Source organism: Archangium lipolyticum (genome assembly GCF_024623785.1).
Classification (GTDB): Bacteria; Myxococcota; Myxococcia; order Myxococcales; family Myxococcaceae; genus Archangium; species Archangium lipolyticum.
On the sequence record NZ_JANKBZ010000002.1, the window covers coordinates 812,408 to 835,822 of the forward strand.

The window sequence follows — 23,415 nt, forward strand, 5'->3', positions numbered from 1 at the left end:
GGGAGCCACGAACCGCACTGGCTTCCCCGTTCCCGGGTGTCCCAGCCCAGCGACACCGGGTTGGCGGCTTCCACCGCCCCCCTCCCGCGCGTGCGGCTCGCGGCGCTCAGCCCACCACGAGGTTGATGATGCGGCCGGGCACGTAGACGAACTTCTTCTCCGTCTTGCCCTGCGTGTGGGCCAGCACGTTCGGGTCGTTGGCGATGGCGGCGCGCACGTCCGCCTCGGTGGCGTCCCGCCGCAGCTTCACCTTGCTGCGCAGCTTGCCGTTCACCTGCACGCCCATCTCGACGACGTCGTCCACCGTGAGGGCCGCGTCGTAGGAGGGCCACGGCTCGTAGGCCAGGCTCTTCGTCCCGCCCAGCCGCTCCCACAGCTCCTCGGCCAGGTGTGGCGCGAAGGGCGAGAGCAGCAGCGCGAACGTCTTCGCCGCCTCGAGCGGCACGCGGGGAATGTCCGCCAGCCGGTTGGTGAGGATCATCAGCGCGCTCACCGCGGTGTTGAGCCGCAGCGCCTCGATGTCCTCGCCCACCTTCTTCACCGTCTTGTGCAGCAGGCGCAGCGTCTCCTCGTCGAGCGTGGCCTCCGCCGCCCCTGGCTCCTCCTTCACGAACGCCAGCGTGTTCCAGGCGCGCTCCAGGAAGCGCCGCACGCCGGTGACCCCCTGGGTCTGCCAGGGCTTCACCGCCTCGAGCGGGCCCATGAACATCTCGTACACCCGCAGCGCGTCCGCGCCGTGCTTCTGGACGACCTCGTCCGGGTTGACGACGTTGCCGCGCGACTTGGACATCTTCTCGTTGTTCTCCCCGAGAATCATGCCCTGGTGCACGAGCTTCCCGAACGGCTCGGGGTGCGAGACGACGCCGCAGTCGAAGAGCACCTTGTGCCAGAAGCGCGCGTACAGCAGGTGCAACACGGCGTGCTCGGAGCCGCCGACGTACAGGTCCACCGGCATCCACGCGTCATAGGCCTCCTTGGAGAAGGCCTCCCGCGTGTTGTGCGGGTCGAGGAAGCGCAGGTAGTACCAGCACGAGCCCGCCCACTGGGGCATGGTGTTCGTCTCGCGCGCGTACCACTTGCCGTCCTTCTGGAAGAAGCGCCAGTCGAGCGCGCGCGACAGTGGGCCCGCGGGGTCGTCCGAGGGCTTGAAGTCCTCCAGCTCGGGCAGGCGCACGGGCAGCTCGCTCTCGGCCACGGGGATGGGCTGGTCGTAGCGCACCGTGTGCGGGTGTTTGCGTGGATCCGTCGAGCCCGCGGGCAGCTCCACCGGGAAGTAGACGGGAATGGGCTCGCCCCAGTAGCGCTGGCGCGAGAAGACCCAGTCGCGCAGGCGGTACTGCACCCGGCGCGTCCCCAGCCCCTTCTGCTCCAGGTGGGCGATCATCGCCGCCTTCGCCTCGGACGTGCGCTGGCCGTCGAGGAACCCCGAGCGCACCGCCACGCCCTCCGCGGTGACGGCCTCGGTCCAGCCGGCGGTGTCGTGGAGCTGCCCGTCCGGCGAGACGACCTCCACCACCGGCAGCCCGAAGGCCCGGGCGAACTCGAAGTCGCGCTCGTCGTGCGCCGGCACGCTCATGATGGCGCCCGTGCCGTAGGAGCCCAGCACGAAGTCCGCCACCCAGATGGGCAGCCGCGCCCCGGTAATCGGATGCAGCGCGTAGGCGCCGGTGAACTCGCCCGTCTTCGTCTTGGTGAGCGCCGTCCGGTCCATGTCGCTCTTGCTGACCACGGAGGCCCGGTAGGCGAGCACCTTCTGCCGGTGCTCCGGGGTGGTGAGCGACTCGAGCAGCGGGTGCTCGGGCGCGATGACCATGTACGTGGCCCCGAAGAGGGTGTCCGGGCGCGTGGTGAAGATGCGCAGCTTCTCGCTCCGGCCCTCCAGGGCGAAGTCCACCTCGGCACCCTCGCTGCGGCCGATCCAGTGGACCTGCTTCTCCTTCGTCTCCGGCCAGTCGAGCCCCTCGAGCTCCTGCTCCAGCCGGTCCGCGTACGCGGTGATGCGCAGCGTCCACTGGCGCAGCGGCAGGCGCACCACCGGGTGGCCTCCGCGCTCGCTCTTGCCGTCGATGACCTCCTCGTTGGCCAGCACCGTGCCCAGCGCCGGGCACCAGTTCACCGGCAGCTCGGCCTGGTAGGCGAGCCCGCGCTCGAAGAGCTTGAGGAAGATCCACTGCGTCCAGCGGACGTAGGCCTCGTCCGTCGTGGCCAGCTCGCGCGACCAGTCATACGAGAAACCCAGCGACTTGAGCTGCCGCTTGAAGGTGGCGATGTTCTTCGCCGTCGTCTGCGCGGGGTGGGTGCCCGTCTCGATGGCGTGCTGCTCGGCCGGGAGTCCGAACGAGTCCCAGCCCATGGGGTGGAGCACGTCCACGCCGCGCATGCGCTTGTAGCGCGCCACGATGTCCGTGGCCGTGTAGCCCTCCGGGTGGCCCACGTGGAGCCCCGAGCCGGACGGGTAGGGGAACATGTCGAGGATGTACGCCTTGGGGCGGCCCGGATGGCGCCGGGCCTCGAAGGTCTTCTCCTGCTCCCAACGGGTCTGCCACTTGGGCTCGATGGCCGAGGGATCGTACTTGGGACGCTCGGTGGACATGGCCGCCGTGTGTAGCACGCGCCCCGCGGCCGCGGTGGCTCCACCCTGTCCTCCGGGCGCTGGAGCGGGCCGGGGATTCTTGAAAATTGGGATTAGTCTTTCATCCCATGAAGACCCTTCGCGGTGTCGACCTCGAACTCGAGCGCCGGGTGGCTGCCGATCTCGCCATCCTGGGGCGGAGCGCACAACCTTGGCGGCGGCGGGAATCGAAGCCGCCGCCCTTGGCATGACTCGCATCACGGACGGCGGAAGCAGGAGAGCCGAGGTCTCGCACAAGGATTCCGAGCCGAAGGTGTCCTCCACGAAGGACGCGGAGCGCTCCGAGAAATCCGAGGGGAAGAAGAAGGACGAGACCCCTTCCTGGAAATCCACGGGCCACGGTGCCGAGAGCCGCTTCGAGGCACGGACGGAGCGGCCACGCCTTGACCTGAGCGGGACCCGCAGTGCGCCCCGTTCCAATGAGGCGCGGCCCAACACCTACCAGGCGAAGTCGGGCCCGCCGCCCGCGCCCACGCCGGGCCCCACCCCGCAGCCTCCGCCCACAGGCACTCCCACCCCGCCGAGCAACGGCTCGCCGCCGCCCACCCGCACGCCCACCCAGCCCCAGCCCACCCCGCAGCCTATGCCCGGGCCCACGCCCGTTCGCCTCCACGGCGGCCGAGGCCTTCGCCAAGGGGGACGGAGTCGAGGGCGTGAAGGACACGGCCAGCGCGCTGGCGGCCTTCGGGAGCACCCCCTACGGCGCGAAGATCCTCGCGCAGGCCGCGGGCACGGCGGCCTCCACGGTGGGACTGGAGCTGAGCGAGAAGGCCCTGTCGAAGGTGGGGCCGGTGATGGGCATCCTCGCCGGTGGCATCTCGCTCGTGCAGAACGTCTCCAAGTTCGACTGGAGCCTCTCGTCGACCATGAGCATCGCGGGAGACGTGACGGCCATCGTGGCGGGCGGGGCCGCGGTGTTCGCCTCCACGGGCGGTCTGGCGGCGGCGCTGGGCGCGGGCTCGCTGGTGCTGACGCTCGGGGCGGAAGTGGTCAAGGGGCTGGAGCGCAACTGGAAGGACTCGGAGCAGATGCAGCAGCTGCTCATGAAGTGCTTCGGCGAGGAGGTGGGCGGAATCATCTTCCACGCCCGCGAGGACGCGCTCCAGGCGCTGGACCAGACGAAGCTGGACCGCGACTCCGCGATGAAGCTCGCCCAGCAGGATCCGGCGTTGATGCGGATGCTCCTGTGCTCGCCCGATGGGGCCCGCTACATCCACCAGCTCGACGGCGTCCGGAAGATGTACGGCCTGCCCCCCGAGCGGTTCGGCGACATCCTCTCCTCCCTGGACAAGGGGCTCGCCGCGGACTCCACGGGTGACCTCGAGGCCATGCATGACCTGATCGGCCCGGCCTTCGATGGGGTGCGCACGCGCCGGATTCAGACCAGGCCGCCGCCTATCGCAACCTGCTGCGCTCGCTCGGCGAGACGCCGTGAGCCCCCCCCGCCTCAGGCCTTGAAGGTCATCAGCGGGCTCATCCGCGCCACCTCCCGGACGATGCCGGCCTCCACCTGCGAGGCCACCACCGGGCCGATGGGCTTGTAGGCCGCCGGAGCCTCCTCGATGCGGCGCTCGGCCCGCAGGGTGATGCAGTCCACCCCCGTCAGGCCCAGCGCCTCCTCCCGGTGATCCGCTCCGCCCCGCGCCATGGAGAAGCGCGAGCGCGCCCGCCCGGCCCCGTGCGACGCCGAGGCCAGCGCCCGCTCGTTGCCCAGCCCCACCATCAGATAGGACGCCGCCCCCATGGAGCCGGGGATGATGACCGGCTGCTCCGCCTCCGCCGGGCATGCCCCCTTGCGAGCCAGCCACCCACCCTCCCAGGGCAGGGTGATGTTGTGCGGCACGTCGTAGACGAGCGGCGCCTCCACGTCCCCGAACAGCTCCCGCAGGGTGAGCCGCAACAGCTCCGCCAGCAGCAGCCGGTTGAGGAAGGCGTAGTTGGCCGCCGTGGCCTCGGCCCGGAGGTACTCGCGCACCTGCTCCGGGTCCGCCAGCGGAAGAATCCCGCTCTCCGGAAAGGGCGCCCCCACCGGCCACGCCGCCCTCGCGCGCTCCTGCCACGTGAGCCCCACGTGCCTGCCCATGTCCCGCGAGCCGGAGTGCACCATGAACGCGAGCTGTCCCTCGCGCACACCCCACTCCCACGCCCGGGCGCGGTCCACCACCGCTTCCACCCGCTGCACCTCGACGAAGTGGTTGCCCCCTCCGATGGTGGCCAGGCCGGGGTCGCGCACCACGCCCTCCCGGCGCAGCCCCGTGGGCGCCCAGGCCGGGTCTCCCTCGAGCGCTCCACCCAGGTACACCCGCGTGGACTCCCGGTCGAGCTGCCCCAGGTCCGCCTTCGTCACCATGCCCAGCGGCTGCTCCTGTGTCTCCAGGAGCCAGCCGGGCAGGCCGTCGCGCAGGAGCGCCTCCACCGCGCGCGAGCCCAGCGCCACGTCCCGCGTGCCGAAGAAGTAGTGGCCCTTCATCCGCTCGACGAAGGCATCGCGGCGGGCGAGGAAGGCCTCCACGGGAATGTCCGCGACGTGCAGGCGCATGCCGCAGTTGATATCGGTGCCCACCGCGCCGGGCACCACCAGTCCCTCCGTGTGCACCACCGAGCCGATGGCCACCCCGGAGTCTCCCGGGTGGAAGTCCGGCGTGGCGCGCACGCGCTTCACGGTGCCGCCGCCCGGGTGCTTCAGCGCGGCGAGCGCGGCGAGCTGCTGGAAGGCCTTGCCCTCCACGGGCAGGTCGGGTGGGAGGAGCACCTCGGCGGGAGGCGCGTTCGTGTCGCCCTGGAGGCGCACGGTGTAGACACGACCGTCGTACGTCACATCGAGCCCCTCACGGGCGAGTGCCCGCAGGAGCCGGTTCGATTTCGGCTGCATGACCTTCTCGGAATCTGGCCCGCGCCCGGAGGGGCACGGGGGACCTGGACGAATGGATTCGAGACCTCGGGTCAGCAGCCGCGGTCGTGGACGCCGGAGCGTCCGCTACTTCCAGGGACGCAGCGGCCCCTCCGTGCCTGACGGTGGATCAGGAAGGCGCGTGCTCCCGGGCGCGCTCAGAGCGACGGACCCGTGTCTGGGTCATGGACGGGGTGGGCCATCCTCCTCGAGCAGTGCCGCGAGGAACAGCTCGTAGGTCAGCTCGGCGACTGGCCGCTTCTCGCGGCGGGCCTGGATGCGCAGCGCCTTCGGCAGCGAGCACGGTTTGCCGCCCTCGCCATCGCGCATCCGCACATAACCCCGCTCGGAGAATCCGAGCACCTGCCACCCACGCTCGCGGAGCGCCTGGCTGAGGTCGTCGGTGAGCTGGTGGTGAACGGCCTTGGCCATCGGCAGCAGGCCGAAGATCCCGCTCGACCAGCCGCCCTCTTCCTCATGCCAGCCCCGCGCGCGCAGGTAGTTGGCCTTGCGGGCGAGCGAGAGTCCTCCGACGTGGCGCTCGAGCTTCACGGGGTGGGGCGGGTCAGGGGGCTGTCGGAGCTCTGACGTGGGCGCGTCATGCCGCACACACCCGGACTGATTCGGCCACGCAGTCGTTCGTGTTCCTGCAACTGCCGCAGCGCAGCTTCACGCCGTTGTGCTTGTAGTAGCAGCGGATGGGCTCGTGGCGGGCGTCGCGAACCTCGCAGAATGCGATCTGCCCGGTGTAGCAGAGCGGCTCTCCCACCGGCTCGCCGCAGCACCCCTCGCCATCGAAGTAGGGCCGCAGCTCCGTGGTGCATTCCATCTGGGTGGGCTCCCCCGTTCCGTCGTCTCCACCGAAGTCCAGGCCGGTGCACGCCGTCAGCGTGAGCGCCACGAGCCAGAGCCACCGGGTGGGAGCCCATCGTCGATTGAAAGGAGCCATGGGCACGGATTGTCGGAGAGGGGAGGTTGAAGAGGCAAGCTGGGACATTCGGGCTTGGCAATGCACGACGGATGATGTCCGCTCGTTCGCGACACCTTCCGAGGAGTGGCCGATGGAATTGCTGCAAGCGCTGGGGCTCGAGCTCGCGGGTCTGGGCACGGGTATCGTCTTTGGAGCCGTGGGCTGGTTCGTGATGCGCTGCGTGCTCACCGGCTTCTTCACCGTGGACCAGAGCGAGCGCGCGGTGAAGGTGCGCTTCGGACGCGCGGTGAGGCTCGCCGGGGAGCCCACGACGAAGCGGGGTCCCGTCAGCGAGGGCCTGGCTCGCGCGGATGAGGACCGCTACGTCTATCCCCAGCTCGAGGTCATCCAGCCGGGCGGCCCCTACTTCAAATGGCCCTGGGAGCGGGTGGTCAAGGTGTCGGTGTCCACCCAGACGCTCAGCATGGCCCATGACCCCGAGTCCCCGAGCGCCAACCAGAGTGGCACGGTGCTCGAGGCGGTCACCAAGGACCAGCTCAACACCGGCCTCACCGGGCAGCTGCGCTACCGTGTCTCCGAGCAGAACCTCTATGCCTATCTCTTCGCGGTGAAGAACCCCATCGCGCACGTGATGGGCTACTTCATCTCCATCCTGCGCGAGCGCATCGCCAGCTTCGAGGCACCACCTCCGCACCTGGCCGAGGAGGGCACCCTGCAGGCCGTCGAGGCGACGGCCGTCTCCGGTGTCTCCATCAACGACCTGCGCAAGAACCTGCGCGATCTCAACGAGCACATGGACCGGGAGTGCCGCGGCAGCCTGTCGCGCTACGGCATCGTCCTGGATGCCTCGCTCATCACCGGCATCGATCCCCCGGCGGAGGTGGAGTCGGCGCTCGCGGCCATCAACACCGCGCACAACCACGTCTCCTCGGACATCAGCCTCGCGCAGGCGGCGGCGGACCAGAAGATCGTCCAGTCCCGCCGGGCCGTGGAGATCGAAACCTTGAAGGCCCAGGCCGAGGTGGAGCCCTTGACCGCCCTGGCCGCGCAGCTCTCGATGCTCCACCAGAGCGGACCCGGCGCGTTGGAGGCCTACCTGCGCAACACCCGCCTCGGCCTCTTCTCCAAGGCGAGCCAGGTCGTGCTGGGGGTGAAGTCATGATGGGCTTCCTCATGGGCGCCATCCTCGGCTTCGTCATCATGGCGGTGGGCGAGCCCATCTTCCTGGGTCTGTGCCGGATGTTCGGCCTCTACGTCACCGTGCAGGAGCGCACGTGCCGGGTCTACGTGTTCCTGGGCAAGGTGGTGGCCGTGCTCGACGAGCCTGGGCTGCACTTCCTCTGGGCCCGGCTCGGGTGGAAGGCGCTCCTGGTGAACTGGGTGGGACGCTGCCACGTGCTCGACCTGCGGCTGGACCAGCAGTACCTGCGCAGCCAGGCGGTGAACTCCGAGGAGGGCGCGCCGATGGGGATTGGCATCTGGTACGAGATGTTCATCTCGGATCCCCTCAAGTACCTGTTCGAGAACGCGGATCCGCGCGGCTCGCTGGCGGCCAACGTGAGCAACGCCACCGTGCGCTGCCTGTCCAACATGAAGCTGGCCACCATGCTCGAGAGCCGGCACGGGATGAGCCGGACGGTACGCACCGAGGTCTCTCCCATGTCGCATGCCTACGGTTACCAGCTCGGTTCGGTCTACATCCGCAAGGTGCACTTCCGTGACGTGGGGATGATCCGCCAGATCGAGGAGAAGGTGGTGAACCGGTTGAGGCAGGTGACCTCGGCCATCCGCCAGGACGGAGCCAACCAGGTGAGCATCATCACCAGCACCGCCGAGCGGCAGGCCGCCATCGAGTTCGCCAAGGCGGCGGCCCTGCGTCCGAGGATCGTCGGCGCGGCGTTGCAGCGGATCTCCGAGGACCCGGCCGTCGCGTCGGCGATGTTCGAGATCCTCGAGGTGCAGCGGCTCCAGGAGAGCGCCGCGAAGGTGACGCTCATCCCCGAGGGAGAGAAGGGCGAGCTGCTCGCGCAGTTGGTGGCGGCGGCACCGGTCCCCTCCCGGTGAGGTGCTCCTCGGAGCACCCCTCCACCCCGGGTTCACGTTAGGGTCGCGCTCCCGACTTCCCGGAGAGTGTCGATGCGCGTCCCCCCTGGTGCCCTGGTCCTCGTGGTCTGTCTGCTGCATGCGGAGGTGAGCCGGGCGCAGGACTCGGGGCCGATCGATCCGGCCCGGGTGTCACGCATCATCCAGACACTCGCTTCCGACGAGTTCGCCGGCCGTGCACCGGGAGGGCCGGGCGAGGCCAGGACTGTCGAGTACCTCATCAGCCAGTTCAAGGCCGTGGGCCTGGAACCCGGGGGCGAGAACGGCGGCTGGACGCAGAAGGTGCCCCTGGTCCACTTCCAGGTGCGCAACGGTGACGCCAGGCTGAGCCTGCGTGCCGGAGGCAAGACGACCCCGCTGCGCCAGGGACAGGAGGCGATCGTCACCACCCTGCGCCCCGTGGACCGCGTGAAGATCGACAAGGCCCCGCTGGTGTTCGTCGGTTACGGGGTCTCGGCTCCCGAGCGGGAGTGGAACGACTTCAAGGGCGTGAGCCTGCGCGGGAAGATCGCCGTCTTCCTGATCAACGATCCGGACTTCGAGGCCCAGGAGGGAGAGCCCGTCCTTGGCAGGTTCGGGGGCCGGGCGGCGACCTACTACGCCCGCTGGACCTACAAATTCGAGGAGGCGGCGCGGCAGGGGGCGCTCGGCGCGCTGATCATCCACGAGACGCCGGGGGCGGGCTATGGCTGGTCCACGCTCCAGTCCGGCACCGGCGAGAGCTTCGACATCGTCCGCGCCAACCCCACCAAGGAGAAGGTGCTGTTGCAGGGCTGGCTCCAGCGCGACGTCGCCGTCGAGCTGTTCTCCCGCTCGGGACTGTCGCTCGACACGCTGAAGCTCGAGGCGCGCAAGGCGGGCTTCAAGCCGGTGGCGCTCAAGGGCGCCAGCTTCAGCGCGGACTACGCCCTGATCCATACGCGCGCCGACAGCCACAACGTGATTGGGCGCCTGCCGGGGAAGGAACGCCCGGACGAGTCCATCATGTACGCGGCCCACTGGGATGCCTACGGAATCGGTCCCGCCGATGCCTCGGGCGACAGGATCCGCCGCGGCGCCGTGGATGACGCCATTGGCCTGGCCGGACTGATCGAGATCGCCCGCGCGTTCCAAGCGGGACCCCGGCCCGCGCGCTCGCTCCTCTTCGCCGCCTGGACCGCCGAGGAGCCGGGCCTGCTGGGCTCGGAGTACTACGGTGCGCATCCGCTCCAGCCCCTCGACACCATGGTGGCCAACCTGACCATGGATGTGTTGCAGACGGCGGGGCCCTCCCGTGACGTGGTGCTGGTGGGCCATGGTCAGAACGAGCTCGAGGACGCGCTCGCCCAGGCCGCCGCGAAGCAGGGGCGCACGGTGACGCCGGATGCGAAACCCGAGCGGGGTCTGTTCTACCGCGCCGACCACTTCTCCCTGGCCAGGCGTGGCGTGCCGGTGCTGCTACTGATGGGATTGGGTGGTGGCGCGGACCTGGTGAACGGGGGCAGGGAAGCGGGAGATCGCTGGGTCGCGGACTACACCGCGCGCTGCTACCACAAGCCTTGCGACGCGTGGCGCGCCGACTGGGACTTGCGCGGCGCCGCCCAGGACATGCAGTTGCTCTATGAGCTGGGCCGCGACCTGGCGAGCTCGAATCGCTGGCCGAACTGGAAGCCAGGGTCTGAGTTCAAGGCCGTGCGTGACCGGTCCGCGGCCGCGCGAGCAGGTTCGGCCCTCCAGGAAAAGCCATGACACGGACACTCTCCCTTGTGCTTTCCGGGGAGCTCGCCGCCTATACGCGCAAGACGGTCAAACGGCGGATCTCCTCTTCGAGGAGGAAGCGGCTCCGCGGGGAATCCGGACGGTGAAGGTCGTCCCCTCGGCCTCGGTGGAGTAGACCTCCACCATGCCGCCGTGCGCTTGCACGATGTGGTTCACGATGTAGAGGCCCAGCCCGATGTTCCGGCTCGACGTGTCCCCTTTCCTCGTGCCGCGCATCATCGGCTCGAACAGGCGCGGGAGAAGCTCGACGGGGATGGGCTTACCCTCGTTGTGGACGCGAAGGAGGAAGGTGCCGTCCTCACCGCGCGTCTCCACGCGCACGCGCGTGTCTGGCGGACTGTAGGTCAGTGCGTTGTTCAACAGGTTGGTGACCACCTGCCCCAGCCGATCCCCGTCCCACTCGCCCCGGCCCTGGCCGCTCTGCACCAGCTCCACCTCCCGCTCCGGGTGGGCGAACCGCACCTCCTCCACGGTCTGCCGGGTCAGGAGGTGGAGATCGAAGGGTTTGCGCTCGATGGGGATGCCCCCTCCGAGCCGCGCCCGGGTGAAGTCGAGCAGGTCGCGAATCAACCGCGTCGCCCGCTCGGCCGCCGCCGCGATGCGCGCGATGCCCTTCGCCTGGCGCTCGCTCAGGTCTTCATTGCGCAGCAGCGCCGCCACCGACAGGTTGATGGCATTGAGGGGATTGCGCAGATCGTGCGAGACGATGCCGATGAGCTGCTCCTCGAACTCCGCCCGCGTCCGCCTCTCCGCCTCCTGACGCTTCTTGTCGGAGATGTCGTGGATGGTGCCGATGAAGCGCACGGCCCGGCCCTCCTCGAAGAAGACCCGGCCGGTCGCGCGCAGCCAGCGCTCCACTCCCGAGTCTGGCACCCTCGTCCGGAACTCGGTGTCGTACTCCCCCCCGTTCTCCCCGGACAGCGCCCGCTGGACCACCCCATTCGTGCGTTCGCGATCCTCCGGATGGATTCCCTCGAGAAAGGAGTCGTACGTCACCTCCGCCTCGGGTGGCATGCCGAAGAGGGCCTTGCACCGCTCGTCCCAGCGCAGCGCGCCCGTCACGGGGTCCATGTCCCAGGTGCCCAGCTCCGCCGCGCGCAACGTCTGACGCAGCCGGTCCTCGCTCGCCCGGAGCGCCTCGCTCGCCGCCTTGCGTGCGGTGACGTCCTGCATCGCCCCCACCATCCGCAAGGCCCTGCCTTTGGCGTCCCGCTCGATGAGGCCGTGGTCGGTGACATCGACGTAATGCCCGTCCCGGTGGCGGAAGCGGTACTCGCCCCGCCAGCGTTCCGCCTCGCCGTCGATGGCCGCGTGGATACTCTGGACGGCCCGCTCCCGGTCCTCGGGGTGGATGTGGTCGTACCAGCCGGAGATGTGCCCGCCGAGCTGCTCGCGGGTGTGTCCGAAGAGCTTCTCGACGCCCGGGCCCCAGGAGAGGCCATCCGTCAGGAGGTCCCAGTCCCAGACGGCATCGCTGATGGCCTCGGTCGCCAGCCGGTAGCGCGTCTCGGACTGGCGCAGCCGCTCGTTGGCCTGGCGGAAGCGCTGAAGCAGGAGGGCCTTCTCGATGATGCCGGAGAGGTACTCCACCAGCGTCTCGAGGTAGCGCCTCGCCTGGGGCTCGAAGGGACGGAGCTGCGTGGTGCCGATGTAGAGCACCCCGAGGAGCTTGCCGTGCGGCCACAGCCGCAGGCCCAGCAGCGAGTGCACGCCGCTTCGGCGAACGGTCTCGGGCACCTCGAGGTTGGTGCTCGCCGCGTCCGCCAGCTCCACGGCCTCGTCGGAGGCAGCCACCCGGGCCACGAAGGAGCTGGAGTCCACCGGGACCGGGTCGGTGGCGGCCCCGGTGCTCCACGCGCCGGTGGACGTGGTGGGGAGGAGCCTCGTGCCGCCCGGGTCCACGAGCAGGAGCGCGGCTCCGTCCGCCTTCATGGCCTGTTGCACCACCTCCACCAGGGCCCCGAGCCGCTCGTGGAGGGGAGGCGGGTTCTCCGCGTCTCCGATGAGCTCGGACGCGAGCGCGTCGAGGCGGCGCAGGGCGCGTTTCTCCCGCTGCCGGTCCTCCAGGGAGTAGCCGCTGAACGTGGCCACCGCCTGGTTCATCGCATCCTGGAGCTCCGCGAAGAGAAGCGCCGCGTCCTCCGGGTGGGGTTGCTCTTCTCGTGGAAGGCCCTCCCACAGGGAGGTGATGAGCCGGCCGATGAGGACGTACTCTCCCGTGACCTCCTCCTGGTTGTAGCCGTGCCGCAGGCGCAGGCTGATGTGCGTCTCTTCCAGCCGTTTCCTCGTCTTCTCCGGCTCGTTCCGCTGTCCCTGGCGGGAGATGGCCGTCAGCGTCGAGAGATACTCGGGCAGCGTGTCCACGAGCTCATGGGGTTTGAGCCCCCGGGCGGACTCCAGCTTGCCTGCTTCCCGCACGAAGCGCTCGATGAGCTGCTCGCGGTTCTTCTCGATGAAGTCAGCGACCCTGGGCATTCAGTTGGTTCCCGAGCCCAGACGATGTGGATGCTCGGCCCCCTGTACCAGTCCCAACGGCGGCGGGAGTCACTCCTCCTGGAAGTTCTATCCTCCATCCTCCGGCTCGGAGTCGATGGGCAGCCGCTGGGAGACTTCCAGGAGGGTGACGACCTGGCGGTCATCGTCGATCTCGTAGATGACCACGAAGCGTTCGACGAAGAATGACAGGGTGGGGAGGCTGGAGTGCATCAATGCCTCCAGGCCGGGCGGGGGCCGCTGCGTCGACAGGGCGGCGAGGGCGTCCAGCTCGCGCCGGATGCGCTGGAAGATCTCCCCCGGTACCGCGCCGAGCTGACGCCAGGCCGCCGGTGCGATGTCCACGGTGTACGGCTGTCGTTGAGGGTTGAAGTTGCGCATCTCCCCCGTGCCCCCCGAGACGCGAAGCTAGGGCAGGCAATCCTCCTGTGCCAGGAGGGGCGCTCCTCTCCGGCGCGGATCTCTCGCACCCGTTGGGCATCCGACGAATGAGTTTCAACCCGGACGGCGCTCGACCGGCTGCCTTCAATCGCTTTCAACCTTCAAACGGTGCGACGCCTGGCCGCCTACCCCAGGAGCGGGCAACCGGGGACCCGGGAGGAAGCCGCTGAAAACGCGGTCCGGCGGGCGTTTCCCCCTCTGCGCATGGTCAAGCACGACAGAGTCGATGGGGAGCAGGGGCGGGGCGGTCTGGGAGACTTCATCCGGCGGCACGGTTCCCACATCCTGTCGCATTGGGAGGTGGAGGTACGCCAGCTGCCCTACACGCGGGATCTCTCGCGGCCCCGGTTGTTGGATCACCTCCCGGAGCTGCTGGAGCGCATGGCCCATGTGGTGGAGAGCGCCCAGACGGACGAGCATCCGACGCTCGAGGCGGTGCCGGAGGTGCATGCGCTGGAGCGGTTGGACTCGGGCTTCGACCTGGACGCGGTGGCCGAGGAGTACGCCCTGCTCCGGGCCTGTGTCCTCCAGCTCTATGGGGAGCATGTGGCCTCGGCCGGGGCGGAGCACATGGCCCTGGCGATGCGGGAGATGCTGCACTTCAACCGGACGTTCGACGAGGCCGTGGCCGCCGCCGTCTCCCGTTATGCGAAGGCCCGTGAGCGCACCCTGGTGGCGCTCGACCGCATCTCCGAGGCGGCGCTCGGCACGGAGGACCTGGACACCTTCCTGCCCAAGCTGTTGCGCGTCATGTTGGAGACCACCGAGGCGGTGGACTCCGTCAGCCTGATGTTGCGCGAGGGAGACCTCCTCCGGGTGCGCGCCTCGGTGGGGCTGGAGGACGAGGTGACCTCCGGTTTCACCTCTCGGGTGGGTGAGGGCTTCTGCGGGAAGATCGCCGCGGAGGGGCGCCCGGTGGAGCTGCGCTCGGCGGCGACGGATCCCCTGGTGAGGAGCGAGGCCATCCGGGCCCGGGGCACTCGCGCCCTCTATGGGGTTCCGCTGCTGTACGGCGGCGAGGTCATCGGCGTGGTGCACATGGGCAGCCGCACGGCCTTCGAGTTCTCCAACGAGGACAAGCTGCTCTTCCGGGCCATGGTGAGCCGGACCACCGCGCTCGTCGTGCAGACGCAGCTGGCCACGAGTGAGCGCGCCGCCCGCCAGGAGGCGGAGGAGCACAAGCAGCTGCTGCACCTCATCATCGAGCAGAGCGGCGACGCCATCGTGATGGTGGACGCGCGGGGGGTGGTGCGCATCGTCAACGCCGAGGCCGAGCGGCTGATGGGCATCGGCCTGAAGGAGGTGGGTCCCTCCGAGTGGACCGAGTCCTACGGACTGCTCACCCTGGACGAGCGTCCCCTGCCGTTGGAGGAGTCATTCCTCTACTGGTCGCTTCAGGGGGAGGCGGTGAGCGATGCCCGGTGGAAGGTGCGGCGCCCGGATGGCGCGGTGCGCACCTGCGTGGGCACGATCTCTCCATTGCGCCTGCCGGATGGCTCCCGGGCCGGGGCCGTGGTCATCGCCCGGGACGAGACCGAGCGGCTCCTGCGGGAGGCGCAGGTGGATGCCCTGGTGGAGGCGGCTCCCGCGGGCCTGGCCCTGCTCGACACGGAGCTGCGCTACGTGCGCATCAACGAGGCGCTGGCCTCCGCCAATGGCCTGCCCGTGGAGGCCCACCTGGGCAAGAGTGTGTCCGAGGTGGTCCCCGCCAGTGCGCCGGTGATCGAGTCCCTCATGCGGCGGGTGCTGGAGACGGGCGAGGCGGTCCGGGGACACGAGTTCAGCGGGGCCCCCGCGAATGACCCGGGTGCCCTCCACCACTGGGCGGGGGACTACTTCCCGGTGCGCGCACGGGACGGGCGGGTGTTCGGCGTGGGAGGCGTCGTCATGGACATCAGCGAGCGCAAGCGCCAGGAGGAGACGCTGCGCCAGACGGCGGAGTTCCGCGAGCGCTTCCTGGGTATCGTCTCGCACGACCTGCGCAACCCGCTCAACGCCATCCTCCTGTCCGCCAACTCGCTGCTGCACGCCGATGACCTTCCCCCCCACCGGCTGAAGACCGTGCGCCGCATCGCCGCGAGTGGCGAGCGCATGGGGCGGATGATCGGCGAGCTGCTCGACTTCACGCGGGGGCGGCTGGGGGGCGGCATCCCCATCCATCGCCAGCCGATGAACCTGAGGCACCAGTGCCGTCACGTGGTGGAGGAGCTGGAGATCAGCCATCCCGGACGGGAGCTGCGGCTGGTGGCGGAGGGCTCCTTCCGGGGGGCGTGGGACCCGGACCGGCTGGCCCAGCTCCTGGGCAACCTGGGCAAGAACGCGCTCGACTACAGCCCTCCGGACACGCGGGTGGACTTCACGCTGTACGACGAGGGCGACACTGTGCGCGTAGAGGTGCACAACGAGGGGCCGCCCATTCCGTGCGAGCTGCTGTCGGGCATCTTCGAGCCCTTCCGGCGGGCCATGGGAGGTGATGGCCACCCGAGCTCGGGCCTGGGGCTGGGCCTCTTCATCGTCCAGCGCATCGCCGAGGCCCATGGTGGCACCGTCGAGGTGCGCTCCCACGAGGGGGACGGGACGACCTTCACCGTCCGGCTGCCCCGGTATGTGGGAGGCGCTCCGGAAGCCCGTGGCGAAGCGGTCAGTGGCAGTGCTCCTGGATGATGGCCAGCAGGGCATCCAGCTCGAAGGGCTTGCCGAGGAGCCCCTGCGCTCCGGGCGGGGGGGCATGGATGCTCGCCGTGCAGAGGATGACGGGGACGGTGTTGTAGTCGGGAATCCGCCGGAAGTGCTGGAGGAACGCCGCGCCGTCCATCACCGGCATCATCATGTCCAGCAGCACGAGGCACGGCTGCGTCAGGTGGGGGAGTGCCTCCAGCGCCTCGCGTCCGTTCGCCTTGAGGACGACTTCGTGGCCATCGAACTCCAGGACCTCTCGGACGGCTTCGCGGATGTCGGGGTCATCATCGATGACCAGGATGGGCCTGGAGCTCGGGGGCTCGGTCATAAGTGTGGTTTTGCGTTCCTCCCCCCCAACCTGGGCACGTCGGGCACTCGCTGGGCGTAGTGCTGGATGCGCCCTGGCGGAGTGCTTCTCCCAGGTGGGAGGAGGGAATGGGACGAATGTTGGCTCGTGCGGGTCTGGGGCCACCGTGCCCCCGATTGCCTGGTCGCCCATGAACCCGCACGGGTCTGCCTCCGGGCTGTCAGCGTCGGCGCAGGAGCGGATCGTCATCGGGACCGAGGTTCAGCTTGCGCGAGTCCTCCGTCTCCCCCGACGTGCGGACGTCCACCTCCTCGTGCCGCAGCGGCTCCGCGACCCGGCGCTCCTCCTCGATGGCGTCCTTGTGGATGACGACCTCCTCATCCACCACCGCGCGCTTGTGGATGTCCACCTCCTCGGCGCGCACGGGCACCACCACCGTCTCGTCCTGGAAGGAGGCGTTCATCGCGGGCCGGTCCGGGTTGACGTCGCGGCGCTCCACGCGGACGCGCTCGCGGCGTACCGGGACGTCCACCGTCTTCACTTCCTCCACCACATCCTTGTGGATGCGCACCTCTCCGGCCTGGACCTCGCGCTTGGCGACGTCCAGCTCCTCCTTGTGTACCGGGATGGCGACCTCGTCCGTGTCGCGGCCTTCCCAGGAGCGCTCGGTGCGGGTGGTGCTCGCATCCGCCCTGAGTCCGGTATCCGTCGCGCCCAGGCCCAGACCACTCGCCGCACCCGTGCTCATGCCAGCCGTCGTGTCCGTGCCCAGCCCGCTCGCCGTGCTGTACTTCTCGTCGCCGGATAGGCGGCGGAGGCTCTCCCGTCCGTGTAGCAGGATGATCTCTCCATCGCGGATGTCGGAGACGTCCGCGTACCGCACGAGGTAGTCCTTCGGAAAGAAGAGACCCTTCTCGATGTGGAACGCGTCGTCGCTCAAGGCGAACACCCTGCCGAGTTTCTCGCCGTCGAAGCTGCGGACCGTCATGCCTTCCTTCAACTGACTGCGCTGGAACATGGCTGCCTCCTGTTTCGTGGTCACGTTGGCGGACCGCGCTCCTTCCGTTCCCCGTCGTTCGTGGCGGGTGCCAGGGGAGGGGAGACGAGCGCGGCGGCCAGGAGTGAGGATGGGGACTGTTGTCCCGGGGCACAGGAGCGCGTTGGTTGTCCGGCCGCATTCCGTTCCAGGTATCGGCCAGGAATCCGGGCGGTTCGGATCTGGCGGCGAGTGGGGCGGAGTGACGCCCCGGGCCCGCCGCCGTGCTTCATCGCGTCGGTGCGCCTACGGGTACACCTCGCGGCGCGTGGGAGGCAGACCGCCCTCCGGTGGCGGAGTCACCACCGCGCCCTCGGCGTAGATGCGCTGGTGTTTGCTCACGCCCACCGTGGCCCCGAGGATGGCGGAGATGAGCCCCAGGAAGAGGGCGCCGAAGACGCCCCAGAACGCCTTGCCCGTGGCATCCGCCGCCTGGAGCGCGCCAGTCTGCACTGTCTGGGCCGCCTGACCCGCCTGGGCCTGGACGCTGTTGAACTGCGCTTCGATCCGGCTCGCCACATCCTCGGCATCCGCGCGCGAGAGGGCCGTGTTCTGGGCGATGGAGCTCACGAGGATCTGCCGGTCGAGCCGGCCCTGCCGCACCGCCGTCTGCACCACGTCCTTCGTGGCGGCCTGGAGCTGGTCCGCCGTCACCGGGGGTTTGCCTTCCGCGCGCAGGCGCTCGTTGACGGGGCGCAGGGCATCATCGGCATCGAGCCCGAAGCCGCGGGCCACCTGGCCGAGGTCTCCGGACTGGGAGGCCCCCGCCGACACCGCCGAGCCGGTGGCCTGGACAGCCGTCTTGCCCACGGAGAACAGGCCGCCAGCCAGGGCGGACACCAGATTGCCGAGCAACCAGAGGCCCACGAGCGTGGTGAGACCCCACATCACGAGCCCGTGGATGCCTCCGCTCGCCTTCGTCTGGGCCCCCGAACCGCGTCCGGCCACGATGCCGCCCACGAAGAGGGCGATCAACGGTGACACGAGGCTCCAGATGCCGGTGAAGATGCCGGAGGACCTCGCGCTTCCGGTGTCCTGCGGATTGATGGAGGACAACCCGAGGGCCAGACCCAGCGCGTACAGCAACACCCACAACCCCAGCGCGGTCACGGCCCCCGCGAAGATGGAGCCCCAGCTCACCTTCACTGGAGGGCCCGCCAGGAAGCCCAATCGTGCTCTGTCCTGTGTCGTCGTCGCCATGGCCCACCTCTGGAGGAAAAGGGATCAGTCCCTTGCTTTCCAAAGGTGGACACCCCGGCTCGAAGAGAGAGCATCCCCGCTGCACCCGTTCTCAAGGCCGTGGAGGAAGGTAGGGGGAGGGCGTTTCCCGGGCCGCAGGACGGCACGGACTCTCCTCACTCACGTCTCCGGGTCGTCATCGTAGGCCTCGTGCTCCTCGTGCGCCGGGCGCCGGGCATCGAGCCAGCCCTGGAGGATGAACTGGGCGGCCATCTGATCGATGACCTCGCGGCGCTTCGCGCGCGACAGGTCCGCCTCGAGCAGGGTGCGCTGGGCGGCCACGGTGGACAGGCGCTCGTCCCACAGCTCCACGGGCAGGCCGAGCGTCTGGGTGAGGGCGTCCACGAACTTGCGGGTGGCCTCGGCGCGAGGGCCCTCGGAGCCGTCCATGTTGAGGGGGAGCCCGACGACGAAGCGCTCGGCCTCGTACTCTCGGACCAGCTCGCCCAGGGCGGCGAGATCCGCCTTGAGGTTGGTCCGGCGGATGGTGGTGACCGTCTGGGCGGTGAGTCCCAGCCCATCCGAGACGGCGACACCGATGGTCTTGGTTCCGTAGTCGAGGCCGAGCGCGCGCATGCGCGGCGGAATCTAATCGCAATCTCCCGACGTGGACCGCTCCGTCCGTGGGGCAGGACGTCGCCTGGCCAGGGGAGCGTCCCAACCCGCTGAATTCGTTGGAGTCGGGCCCCACTCCGGAGTCGGCATCGCCGCTGCAATGCGTCGGGCGCGGAACACGGCGCGGCGGAAGGAGGCATGGAGCCTCTCGGATCGCGCGGGAGGATCCATGAGTGACTTCTTGGGGGGTCTTGGGAAGGCCATCGGCGGCGGTGTGAACTTTCTCTCGGGCGGCGGGCTCATCGATGCACTGGGCAACGCGGTGGGACTGCCGCCGGTCATCACCAACGCGGCGAAGACCCTGGCGGGGGCGGTGACGGGCAACGTGCTGCTGGCGGCCGACGGCGTGATGGGGCTCGCGAAGGAGCTGTCGCAGAACCAGGCGGCCGTCACCGAGTTCGTGTCTTCGAAGGACGACAAGGTGGCCTGCGAGGGCTACGCGAAGCCGGGGGGAAAGGGCTCGACCCAGGATGCCCCACCGGCGACGCAGGGGACGAAGGGCTCCGCGGCGCCGGGCGAAGTGCGCTCCGATGGTGCGCTGGACCCGAGCATCCTGGAGTACCGCGAGGCGCTGAAGACGCTGGATGCGAACTTCACCCTGTTCGACACGGTGGACAACGTGAAGAACGGCAAGTTCACCCGCCAGACGCTCGAGAAGGTGGCCGACAGCGCGAGCATGCCGGAGTCGGTGCGGAACGCGGCGCGGTTCCTGCTGGCCCATCCCGAGTACCGCACCCAGCTCGACACGGCGAGCCAGAAGGGCGGGTTCGTGGACGGCACCTTCAGCACGAAGGACGTGCGCGCGGCGCTGAGCGACGTGGAGACGCGGATCGCGAAGTACGGCGTGCGCGGTGAGAGCCAGGCCGCGCCGCCGCCCCCGCCGGGCAAGCCCGTCGGGACCCAGCCTCCGGCCGGTGGGAAGAGGACCGATGAGCCGGTGTCGTCGACGCCGTCCACCAGCAGCGGTTCGGCCAGCTCCAGCGTCAAGAACATCATCAACGACCCGCGCATGGGCCTCGAGGAGAAGATCCAGGCCATCCTCATGGCGCTCACGGAGCGGATGGACGGGGAGATCCTCGACACGATGGATGCCCTCGCGGCGGCCCAGGACAAGAAGGCTGGCATCTCGAACGAGAAGGGCAACGAGAAGGCGAGCGCGGATGCCCAGCGCGACATCGAGCGCATCACGATGCGGCTCCAGCAGCTCATGGAGAAGCGGAAGATGATGTTCGAGATGATGAGCACGATGTCCATGAAGTTCAACGAGATGGCCAAGACGGCGCTCTCCAACATGCGGAGCGCGTGAGGCGTAGATGGGACGCGTCATCAAGTACGAGGGAGGACTCATGGATACGGCGACGACGGAGAAGCTGAAGGCGTTCGTGCGAGGGGAGATGACCTGGGCGGAGGTGGAGGGGATGACCTTCCAGGAGGCGAGGGCGATCGCGCAGGTGGGGTGTGACCTGGCGGCGGCGGGGCGGTGCGAGGAGGCGCGCATCCTCTTCGAGGGGCTGGTGGAGGGGAACCCGAAGGACACGGCGAGCCGCGCGGCGCTGGGCACGGTGTACCAGAAGCTGGGGCGGCTGCAGGACGCCATCACCGAGTACTCGGCGGCGCTGGAGAGGGATCCGCGCAACCCGGTGGCGCTGGTCAACCGCGGCGAGCTGTACCTGCGGCAGGGCAACCGGCAGGGCTTCACGGACATCGCCAACGCGGTGGAGGCGGACCCGAACGGGGAGACGTCGGCGGGCCGGCGGGCCAGGGCGCTGGTGAAGGCCATCGCGCTGGCGGCCGTGGAGAAGATGAAGGAGACGAAGGCCCAGGCGTAGTGGCCGGGCCCGTGGGAATCGCCGGGCCGCGGAGGGGTGCGGTCAAGGGGTCATGCGGCCCGGCGGGAGCTGCCGGCGGGTGGGTTTCACCGAGGAGGTGGGCCCGCCCGCTGGCGCTCTTTTTTCAGGGCTCGTCCCGCGCGGCGGGCGGGGCCTGTGGGCCGGGCGCCGGGGGTGGTACCGCGGCGAGTCTCTCGCCAATGGGCGGGTGGCTGTGGCCCTTGAGGACCACCCAGCGCGGCGGCTCGGGGTCCATCTTGTTCACCCGGGCGGCCTTCACCAGCATGCGGCGGAAGGCGCCGGGGTCCTGGGTCAGGCGCAGGGCGTAGCGATCGGCCTCGCGCTCGCGCTCGCGCGAGAAGGCCGCGGACAGGGGCGTGCTCAGGAAGAAGATGGCGAAGGTGAGCAACCACAGCAGGGGCAGGGTGCGGATGTCCGCGAAGCGCGTGGTCCCGAACCAGCCTCGCGTGGCGGAGGAGCGCAGCAGCCGGTCGATGGCGAAGAGCAGCGCCACCAGCGCCAGCGAGGAGGCGATGCGCCCCGGCCACTTCGGCTCGTGGACGTGGCCCGCCTCGTGTGCGACCGCGGCGAGCAGCTCGTCCGGCGCGAGCTCGTGGATCAGGACGTCGTTGAGCACGATGGTGCGCGTGGGGCCCTGGCCCGCGAAGTAGGCCTGGAGGCGCTTGCTGGCCACGGACGTCTTCTCCACCAGCACGTCCTGGAAGGGGATGTCCGCGCTCGCCATCAGCGCCGTGATGCGCTCGCGCAAGGGGCCCTGCTCCAGCGGTTCCTGGTCGAAGAAGACGCGGCTGCGATACGGGTCGAGCGCAGAGGCCACCAACAGCAGCAGCGCCGAGGGGATGCCCAGCACCAGCCACCAGCGCTTCACCCGCCGCGCCAGCCCGTATAGACCCAGCACCAGCGCCGAGGTGGCCACCCCCTCCATGGCGATGCCCTTGAGCTCGTCCAGCGCGTACCGCAGCGGCGTGTACGCCGACATGCCGTAGCGGTGCTCCAGCACGTAGCCGAAGTACGTGTTCGACGGGGCGTAGACGAGCTCGAGGAAGAGGTCCACGAACAGCGCGAAGAGGATCGCCGCGCCCCAGCCCGGCTCGCCCCAGAGCCGGTCCATGGCCTGGATGACGACGCGCAGCACCGGCGCCGTCCGTAGGAACGCGAGCCGCTGGGACAGCCAGGCCGCGCATGCCTCGGCTCCCCGGTAGAAGGGCCTCACCAGCACGCCCAGGATGAGCAGCAGGACTCCCAGGTACACTGCCGGGCTCACCGCGCTCCGGATGTAGAGCGGCAGGTGGTAGGCCTTGATCTCCGCGAGCTGCTCGGGTGTGAAGATGGGGTCCATGGGCCGGGGAATCGTAGACCCTCGGCCCCGTCCGTTCCCAGGGGGGGCCCGTCAGTGCTCCTCGTCGGAGCCTCTCGGCTTGAGCCTGCCCAGGTAGAGCGTCAGCCCGATCAGGACGATGCCCAGCGCCAGGTACAGCAGGTCCAGCGCATGCGTGAAGCTCAGCTGCAGCGCCCGCTGGAAGAACTCGATGACGAGCACCAGCACCAGCAGCTTGGCGATACGCCCCTTGAGATCCTCCAACCCCCCCATGTGGAGCAGGCGCGGGGCCAGGGGGGATTCACGCGCTACCTCCAGCTTCCCGATGAAGAACTCGTACAGGCCCAGCGAGAAGATGAGCAGGATGGCCGTGATGACGTAGCCGTCCATCGACTTGACGATGAGCGTGAGGATCTTGGCGCGCAGCTCCGTTCGGTCCCCCTCCCCACCCACCGCGCCCGTGTAGTCGCGCAGCAGTCCCGGCAGCGATAGGGCATCCAGCGTCGCCATGTAGAAGGCGCCCACCGCCATCAGCGCGCTGAAGATGACCCCGCCCACCATGATGAAGCGGCTGGCCCAGAGGACCTGCTCGAAGGCTCTTTCCAGCTTCCTCATCCGGGTTCGTATCCCTCGCCGCAGACTCGCCCTGGTGGGCGTCGTCTCGTGCAATCTGGCGAGCGCGTTGTCCGGAGGCGATGGTCGGACAGGGCAGGTCCGTGATGGGCAGTTGACGCCGTGGCTTCCCCCAGGAGGGGCTCGGGCTGGCCGGTAGACCCTCACCCCAACCCTCTCCCAGAGCTGAGCATTAGTCACATTTTCAGGCCCAGCTCCTGGAGACGCTGGAGGTCATCGGCGATGATGGCCAGGGTTTTGAGACCACGGCCGATGGTGATTGAGCCGGGCGGACCTCCTGAGGATTTGGAGTAGCCGCCCAGGCGAGCAATCCACAAGACGGCCTGGGCGATGTTGGGCATGTCCTCACGGCGCAAGCCCTGGGTGTCGTAGCGCAGTTGCAGACCCCGAATCTCCCAGCGTGACAGCTCCACGTCCGCTGGTAGCTCCGGGGCCTCTCGGGCCAGGCGTTTGAGTCGCTCTATCCTCACGGCCACGCTGAAGAGCACGC

21 protein-coding genes are annotated in these 23,415 nt (G+C 69.4%); 7 read left to right on the forward strand and 14 right to left on the reverse strand.

The features are described from left to right. Positions 1–106 precede the first annotated feature (106 nt). Positions 107–2,593 (reverse strand): leucine--tRNA ligase, encoded by a 2,487-nt coding sequence (gene leuS, locus NR810_RS06995; RefSeq protein ID WP_257449233.1) that lies wholly within the window; start codon positions 2,591–2,593, stop codon positions 107–109. Positions 2,594–3,070: 477 nt separating this feature from the next. After that, a complete protein-coding gene (locus NR810_RS07000; RefSeq protein WP_257449235.1) occupies positions 3,071–3,229 on the reverse strand; it encodes a hypothetical protein in 159 nt (52 codons plus the stop codon). 56 nt (positions 3,230–3,285) lie between these two features. Between NR810_RS07000 and NR810_RS07005 the strand changes: the two genes are divergently transcribed. After that, positions 3,286–4,176: a hypothetical protein gene (locus NR810_RS07005; protein WP_257449237.1), complete on the forward strand. Its 891-nt coding sequence runs from the start codon at positions 3,286–3,288 to the stop codon at positions 4,174–4,176. Here the strand turns inward: NR810_RS07005 and NR810_RS07010 are convergent. The 3 genes from NR810_RS07010 to NR810_RS07020 form a co-directional block, all read right to left on the reverse strand. After that, a complete protein-coding gene (locus NR810_RS07010) occupies positions 4,080–5,504 on the reverse strand; it encodes an RtcB family protein (protein ID WP_257449239.1) in 1,425 nt (474 codons plus the stop codon). The two genes, NR810_RS07005 and NR810_RS07010, sit on opposite strands and share 97 nt — an antisense overlap. Before the next feature lie 201 nt (positions 5,505–5,705). Next, on the reverse strand, positions 5,706–6,074 hold the full coding sequence (locus NR810_RS07015) for a hypothetical protein (protein ID WP_257449241.1): 369 nt from the start codon (positions 6,072–6,074) through the stop codon (positions 5,706–5,708). A 46-nt stretch (positions 6,075–6,120) separates the two neighbouring features. After that, positions 6,121–6,471 carry a hypothetical protein gene (locus NR810_RS07020; protein ID WP_257449243.1) on the reverse strand — a complete coding sequence of 117 codons (351 nt, stop codon included), beginning with the start codon at positions 6,469–6,471 and terminating at the stop codon, positions 6,121–6,123. Between the two features lie 112 nt (positions 6,472–6,583). On the opposite strand from NR810_RS07020, the gene NR810_RS07025 reads away from it, so the two are divergent. The 3 genes from NR810_RS07025 (at position 6,584) to NR810_RS07035 (ending at position 10,284) form a co-directional block, all read left to right on the forward strand. Then, complete coding sequence (locus tag NR810_RS07025; RefSeq protein WP_257449245.1) at positions 6,584–7,615, forward strand: SPFH domain-containing protein; 1,032 nt, start codon at positions 6,584–6,586, stop codon at positions 7,613–7,615. Beyond that, entirely contained in the window at positions 7,612–8,517 is a 906-nt protein-coding gene (locus NR810_RS07030) for an SPFH domain-containing protein (protein WP_257449247.1), read from the forward strand. The genes NR810_RS07025 and NR810_RS07030 overlap by 4 nt, the downstream gene beginning before the upstream one ends. Positions 8,518–8,589: 72 nt before the next feature. Then, entirely contained in the window at positions 8,590–10,284 is a 1,695-nt protein-coding gene (locus NR810_RS07035) for a M28 family metallopeptidase (protein ID WP_257449249.1), read from the forward strand. A 57-nt stretch (positions 10,285–10,341) separates the two neighbouring features. Here NR810_RS07035 and NR810_RS07040 read toward each other — a convergent pair whose 3' ends face one another. Continuing rightward, a complete protein-coding gene (locus tag NR810_RS07040) occupies positions 10,342–12,789 on the reverse strand; it encodes a sensor histidine kinase (RefSeq protein WP_257449251.1) in 2,448 nt (815 codons plus the stop codon). 87 nt (positions 12,790–12,876) lie between these two features. Beyond that, complete coding sequence (locus NR810_RS07045; protein ID WP_257449252.1) at positions 12,877–13,188, reverse strand: type II toxin-antitoxin system RelE family toxin; 312 nt, start codon at positions 13,186–13,188, stop codon at positions 12,877–12,879. 264 nt (positions 13,189–13,452) lie between these two features. Between NR810_RS07045 and NR810_RS07050 the strand changes: the two genes are divergently transcribed. Beyond that, positions 13,453–15,912: a GAF domain-containing sensor histidine kinase gene (locus NR810_RS07050; RefSeq protein WP_257449254.1), complete on the forward strand. Its 2,460-nt coding sequence runs from the start codon at positions 13,453–13,455 to the stop codon at positions 15,910–15,912. Here NR810_RS07050 and NR810_RS07055 read toward each other — a convergent pair. The 4 genes from NR810_RS07055 to ruvX form a co-directional block, all read right to left on the reverse strand. Beyond that, positions 15,890–16,255, reverse strand: a complete 366-nt coding sequence (locus NR810_RS07055) for a response regulator (RefSeq protein ID WP_257449256.1) — start codon at positions 16,253–16,255, stop codon at positions 15,890–15,892. The two genes, NR810_RS07050 and NR810_RS07055, sit on opposite strands and share 23 nt — an antisense overlap. A gap of 199 nt (positions 16,256–16,454) precedes the next feature. Next, a complete protein-coding gene (locus NR810_RS07060; protein WP_257449265.1) occupies positions 16,455–17,252 on the reverse strand; it encodes a YsnF/AvaK domain-containing protein in 798 nt (265 codons plus the stop codon). A 264-nt stretch (positions 17,253–17,516) separates the two neighbouring features. After that, positions 17,517–18,470 carry a hypothetical protein gene (locus tag NR810_RS07065; RefSeq protein ID WP_257449267.1) on the reverse strand — a complete coding sequence of 318 codons (954 nt, stop codon included), beginning with the start codon at positions 18,468–18,470 and terminating at the stop codon, positions 17,517–17,519. 159 nt (positions 18,471–18,629) lie between these two features. Then, on the reverse strand, positions 18,630–19,085 hold the full coding sequence (gene ruvX / locus NR810_RS07070; RefSeq protein WP_257449269.1) for a Holliday junction resolvase RuvX: 456 nt from the start codon (positions 19,083–19,085) through the stop codon (positions 18,630–18,632). A gap of 208 nt (positions 19,086–19,293) precedes the next feature. Between ruvX and NR810_RS07075 the strand changes: the two genes are divergently transcribed. Together NR810_RS07075 and NR810_RS07080 are read left to right on the forward strand one after the other, a co-directional pair. Continuing rightward, entirely contained in the window at positions 19,294–20,430 is a 1,137-nt protein-coding gene (locus tag NR810_RS07075) for a hypothetical protein (protein WP_257449271.1), read from the forward strand. 7 nt (positions 20,431–20,437) lie between these two features. Further along, entirely contained in the window at positions 20,438–20,953 is a 516-nt protein-coding gene (locus tag NR810_RS07080; RefSeq protein WP_257449273.1) for a tetratricopeptide repeat protein, read from the forward strand. A 124-nt stretch (positions 20,954–21,077) separates the two neighbouring features. On the opposite strand, the gene NR810_RS07085 is transcribed toward NR810_RS07080, so the two are convergent. The 3 genes from NR810_RS07085 to NR810_RS07095 form a co-directional block, all read right to left on the reverse strand. Beyond that, entirely contained in the window at positions 21,078–22,313 is a 1,236-nt protein-coding gene (locus tag NR810_RS07085) for a M48 family metalloprotease (RefSeq protein ID WP_257449275.1), read from the reverse strand. Positions 22,314–22,364: 51 nt separating this feature from the next. Next, the gene (locus tag NR810_RS07090) at positions 22,365–22,907 is read right to left on the reverse strand and encodes a YqhA family protein (RefSeq protein WP_257449277.1); all 543 of its coding nucleotides are present in this window, start codon (positions 22,905–22,907) and stop codon (positions 22,365–22,367) included. Positions 22,908–23,101: 194 nt separating this feature from the next. Then, positions 23,102–23,415: IS4 family transposase (locus NR810_RS07095; RefSeq protein ID WP_306817904.1), on the reverse strand; the 314-nt coding region annotated here is incomplete at its 5' end.

Bases quoted from the DNA above. Each gene is read 5' to 3' on its own strand.
- NR810_RS07085 (WP_257449275.1), bottom strand. From the start codon at position 22,313: ATGGACCCCATCTTCACACCCGAGCAGCTCGCGGAGATCAAGGCCTAC.
- NR810_RS07050 (WP_257449254.1), top strand. From the start codon at position 13,453: ATGGTCAAGCACGACAGAGTCGATGGGGAGCAGGGGCGGGGCGGTCTG.
- NR810_RS07020 (WP_257449243.1), bottom strand. From the start codon at position 6,471: ATGGCTCCTTTCAATCGACGATGGGCTCCCACCCGGTGGCTCTGGCTC.
- leuS (WP_257449233.1), bottom strand. From the start codon at position 2,593: ATGTCCACCGAGCGTCCCAAGTACGATCCCTCGGCCATCGAGCCCAAG.
- NR810_RS07075 (WP_257449271.1), top strand. From the start codon at position 19,294: ATGAGTGACTTCTTGGGGGGTCTTGGGAAGGCCATCGGCGGCGGTGTG.
- NR810_RS07040 (WP_257449251.1), bottom strand. From the start codon at position 12,789: ATGCCCAGGGTCGCTGACTTCATCGAGAAGAACCGCGAGCAGCTCATC.
- NR810_RS07090 (WP_257449277.1), bottom strand. From the start codon at position 22,907: ATGAGGAAGCTGGAAAGAGCCTTCGAGCAGGTCCTCTGGGCCAGCCGC.
- NR810_RS07010 (WP_257449239.1), bottom strand. From the start codon at position 5,504: ATGCAGCCGAAATCGAACCGGCTCCTGCGGGCACTCGCCCGTGAGGGG.
- NR810_RS07065 (WP_257449267.1), bottom strand. From the start codon at position 18,470: ATGGCGACGACGACACAGGACAGAGCACGATTGGGCTTCCTGGCGGGC.
- NR810_RS07025 (WP_257449245.1), top strand. From the start codon at position 6,584: ATGGAATTGCTGCAAGCGCTGGGGCTCGAGCTCGCGGGTCTGGGCACG.
- NR810_RS07030 (WP_257449247.1), top strand. From the start codon at position 7,612: ATGATGGGCTTCCTCATGGGCGCCATCCTCGGCTTCGTCATCATGGCG.
- ruvX (WP_257449269.1), bottom strand. From the start codon at position 19,085: ATGCGCGCGCTCGGCCTCGACTACGGAACCAAGACCATCGGTGTCGCC.
- NR810_RS07055 (WP_257449256.1), bottom strand. From the start codon at position 16,255: ATGACCGAGCCCCCGAGCTCCAGGCCCATCCTGGTCATCGATGATGAC.
- NR810_RS07080 (WP_257449273.1), top strand. From the start codon at position 20,438: ATGGGACGCGTCATCAAGTACGAGGGAGGACTCATGGATACGGCGACG.
- NR810_RS07035 (WP_257449249.1), top strand. From the start codon at position 8,590: ATGCGCGTCCCCCCTGGTGCCCTGGTCCTCGTGGTCTGTCTGCTGCAT.
- NR810_RS07060 (WP_257449265.1), bottom strand. From the start codon at position 17,252: ATGTTCCAGCGCAGTCAGTTGAAGGAAGGCATGACGGTCCGCAGCTTC.
- NR810_RS07045 (WP_257449252.1), bottom strand. From the start codon at position 13,188: ATGCGCAACTTCAACCCTCAACGACAGCCGTACACCGTGGACATCGCA.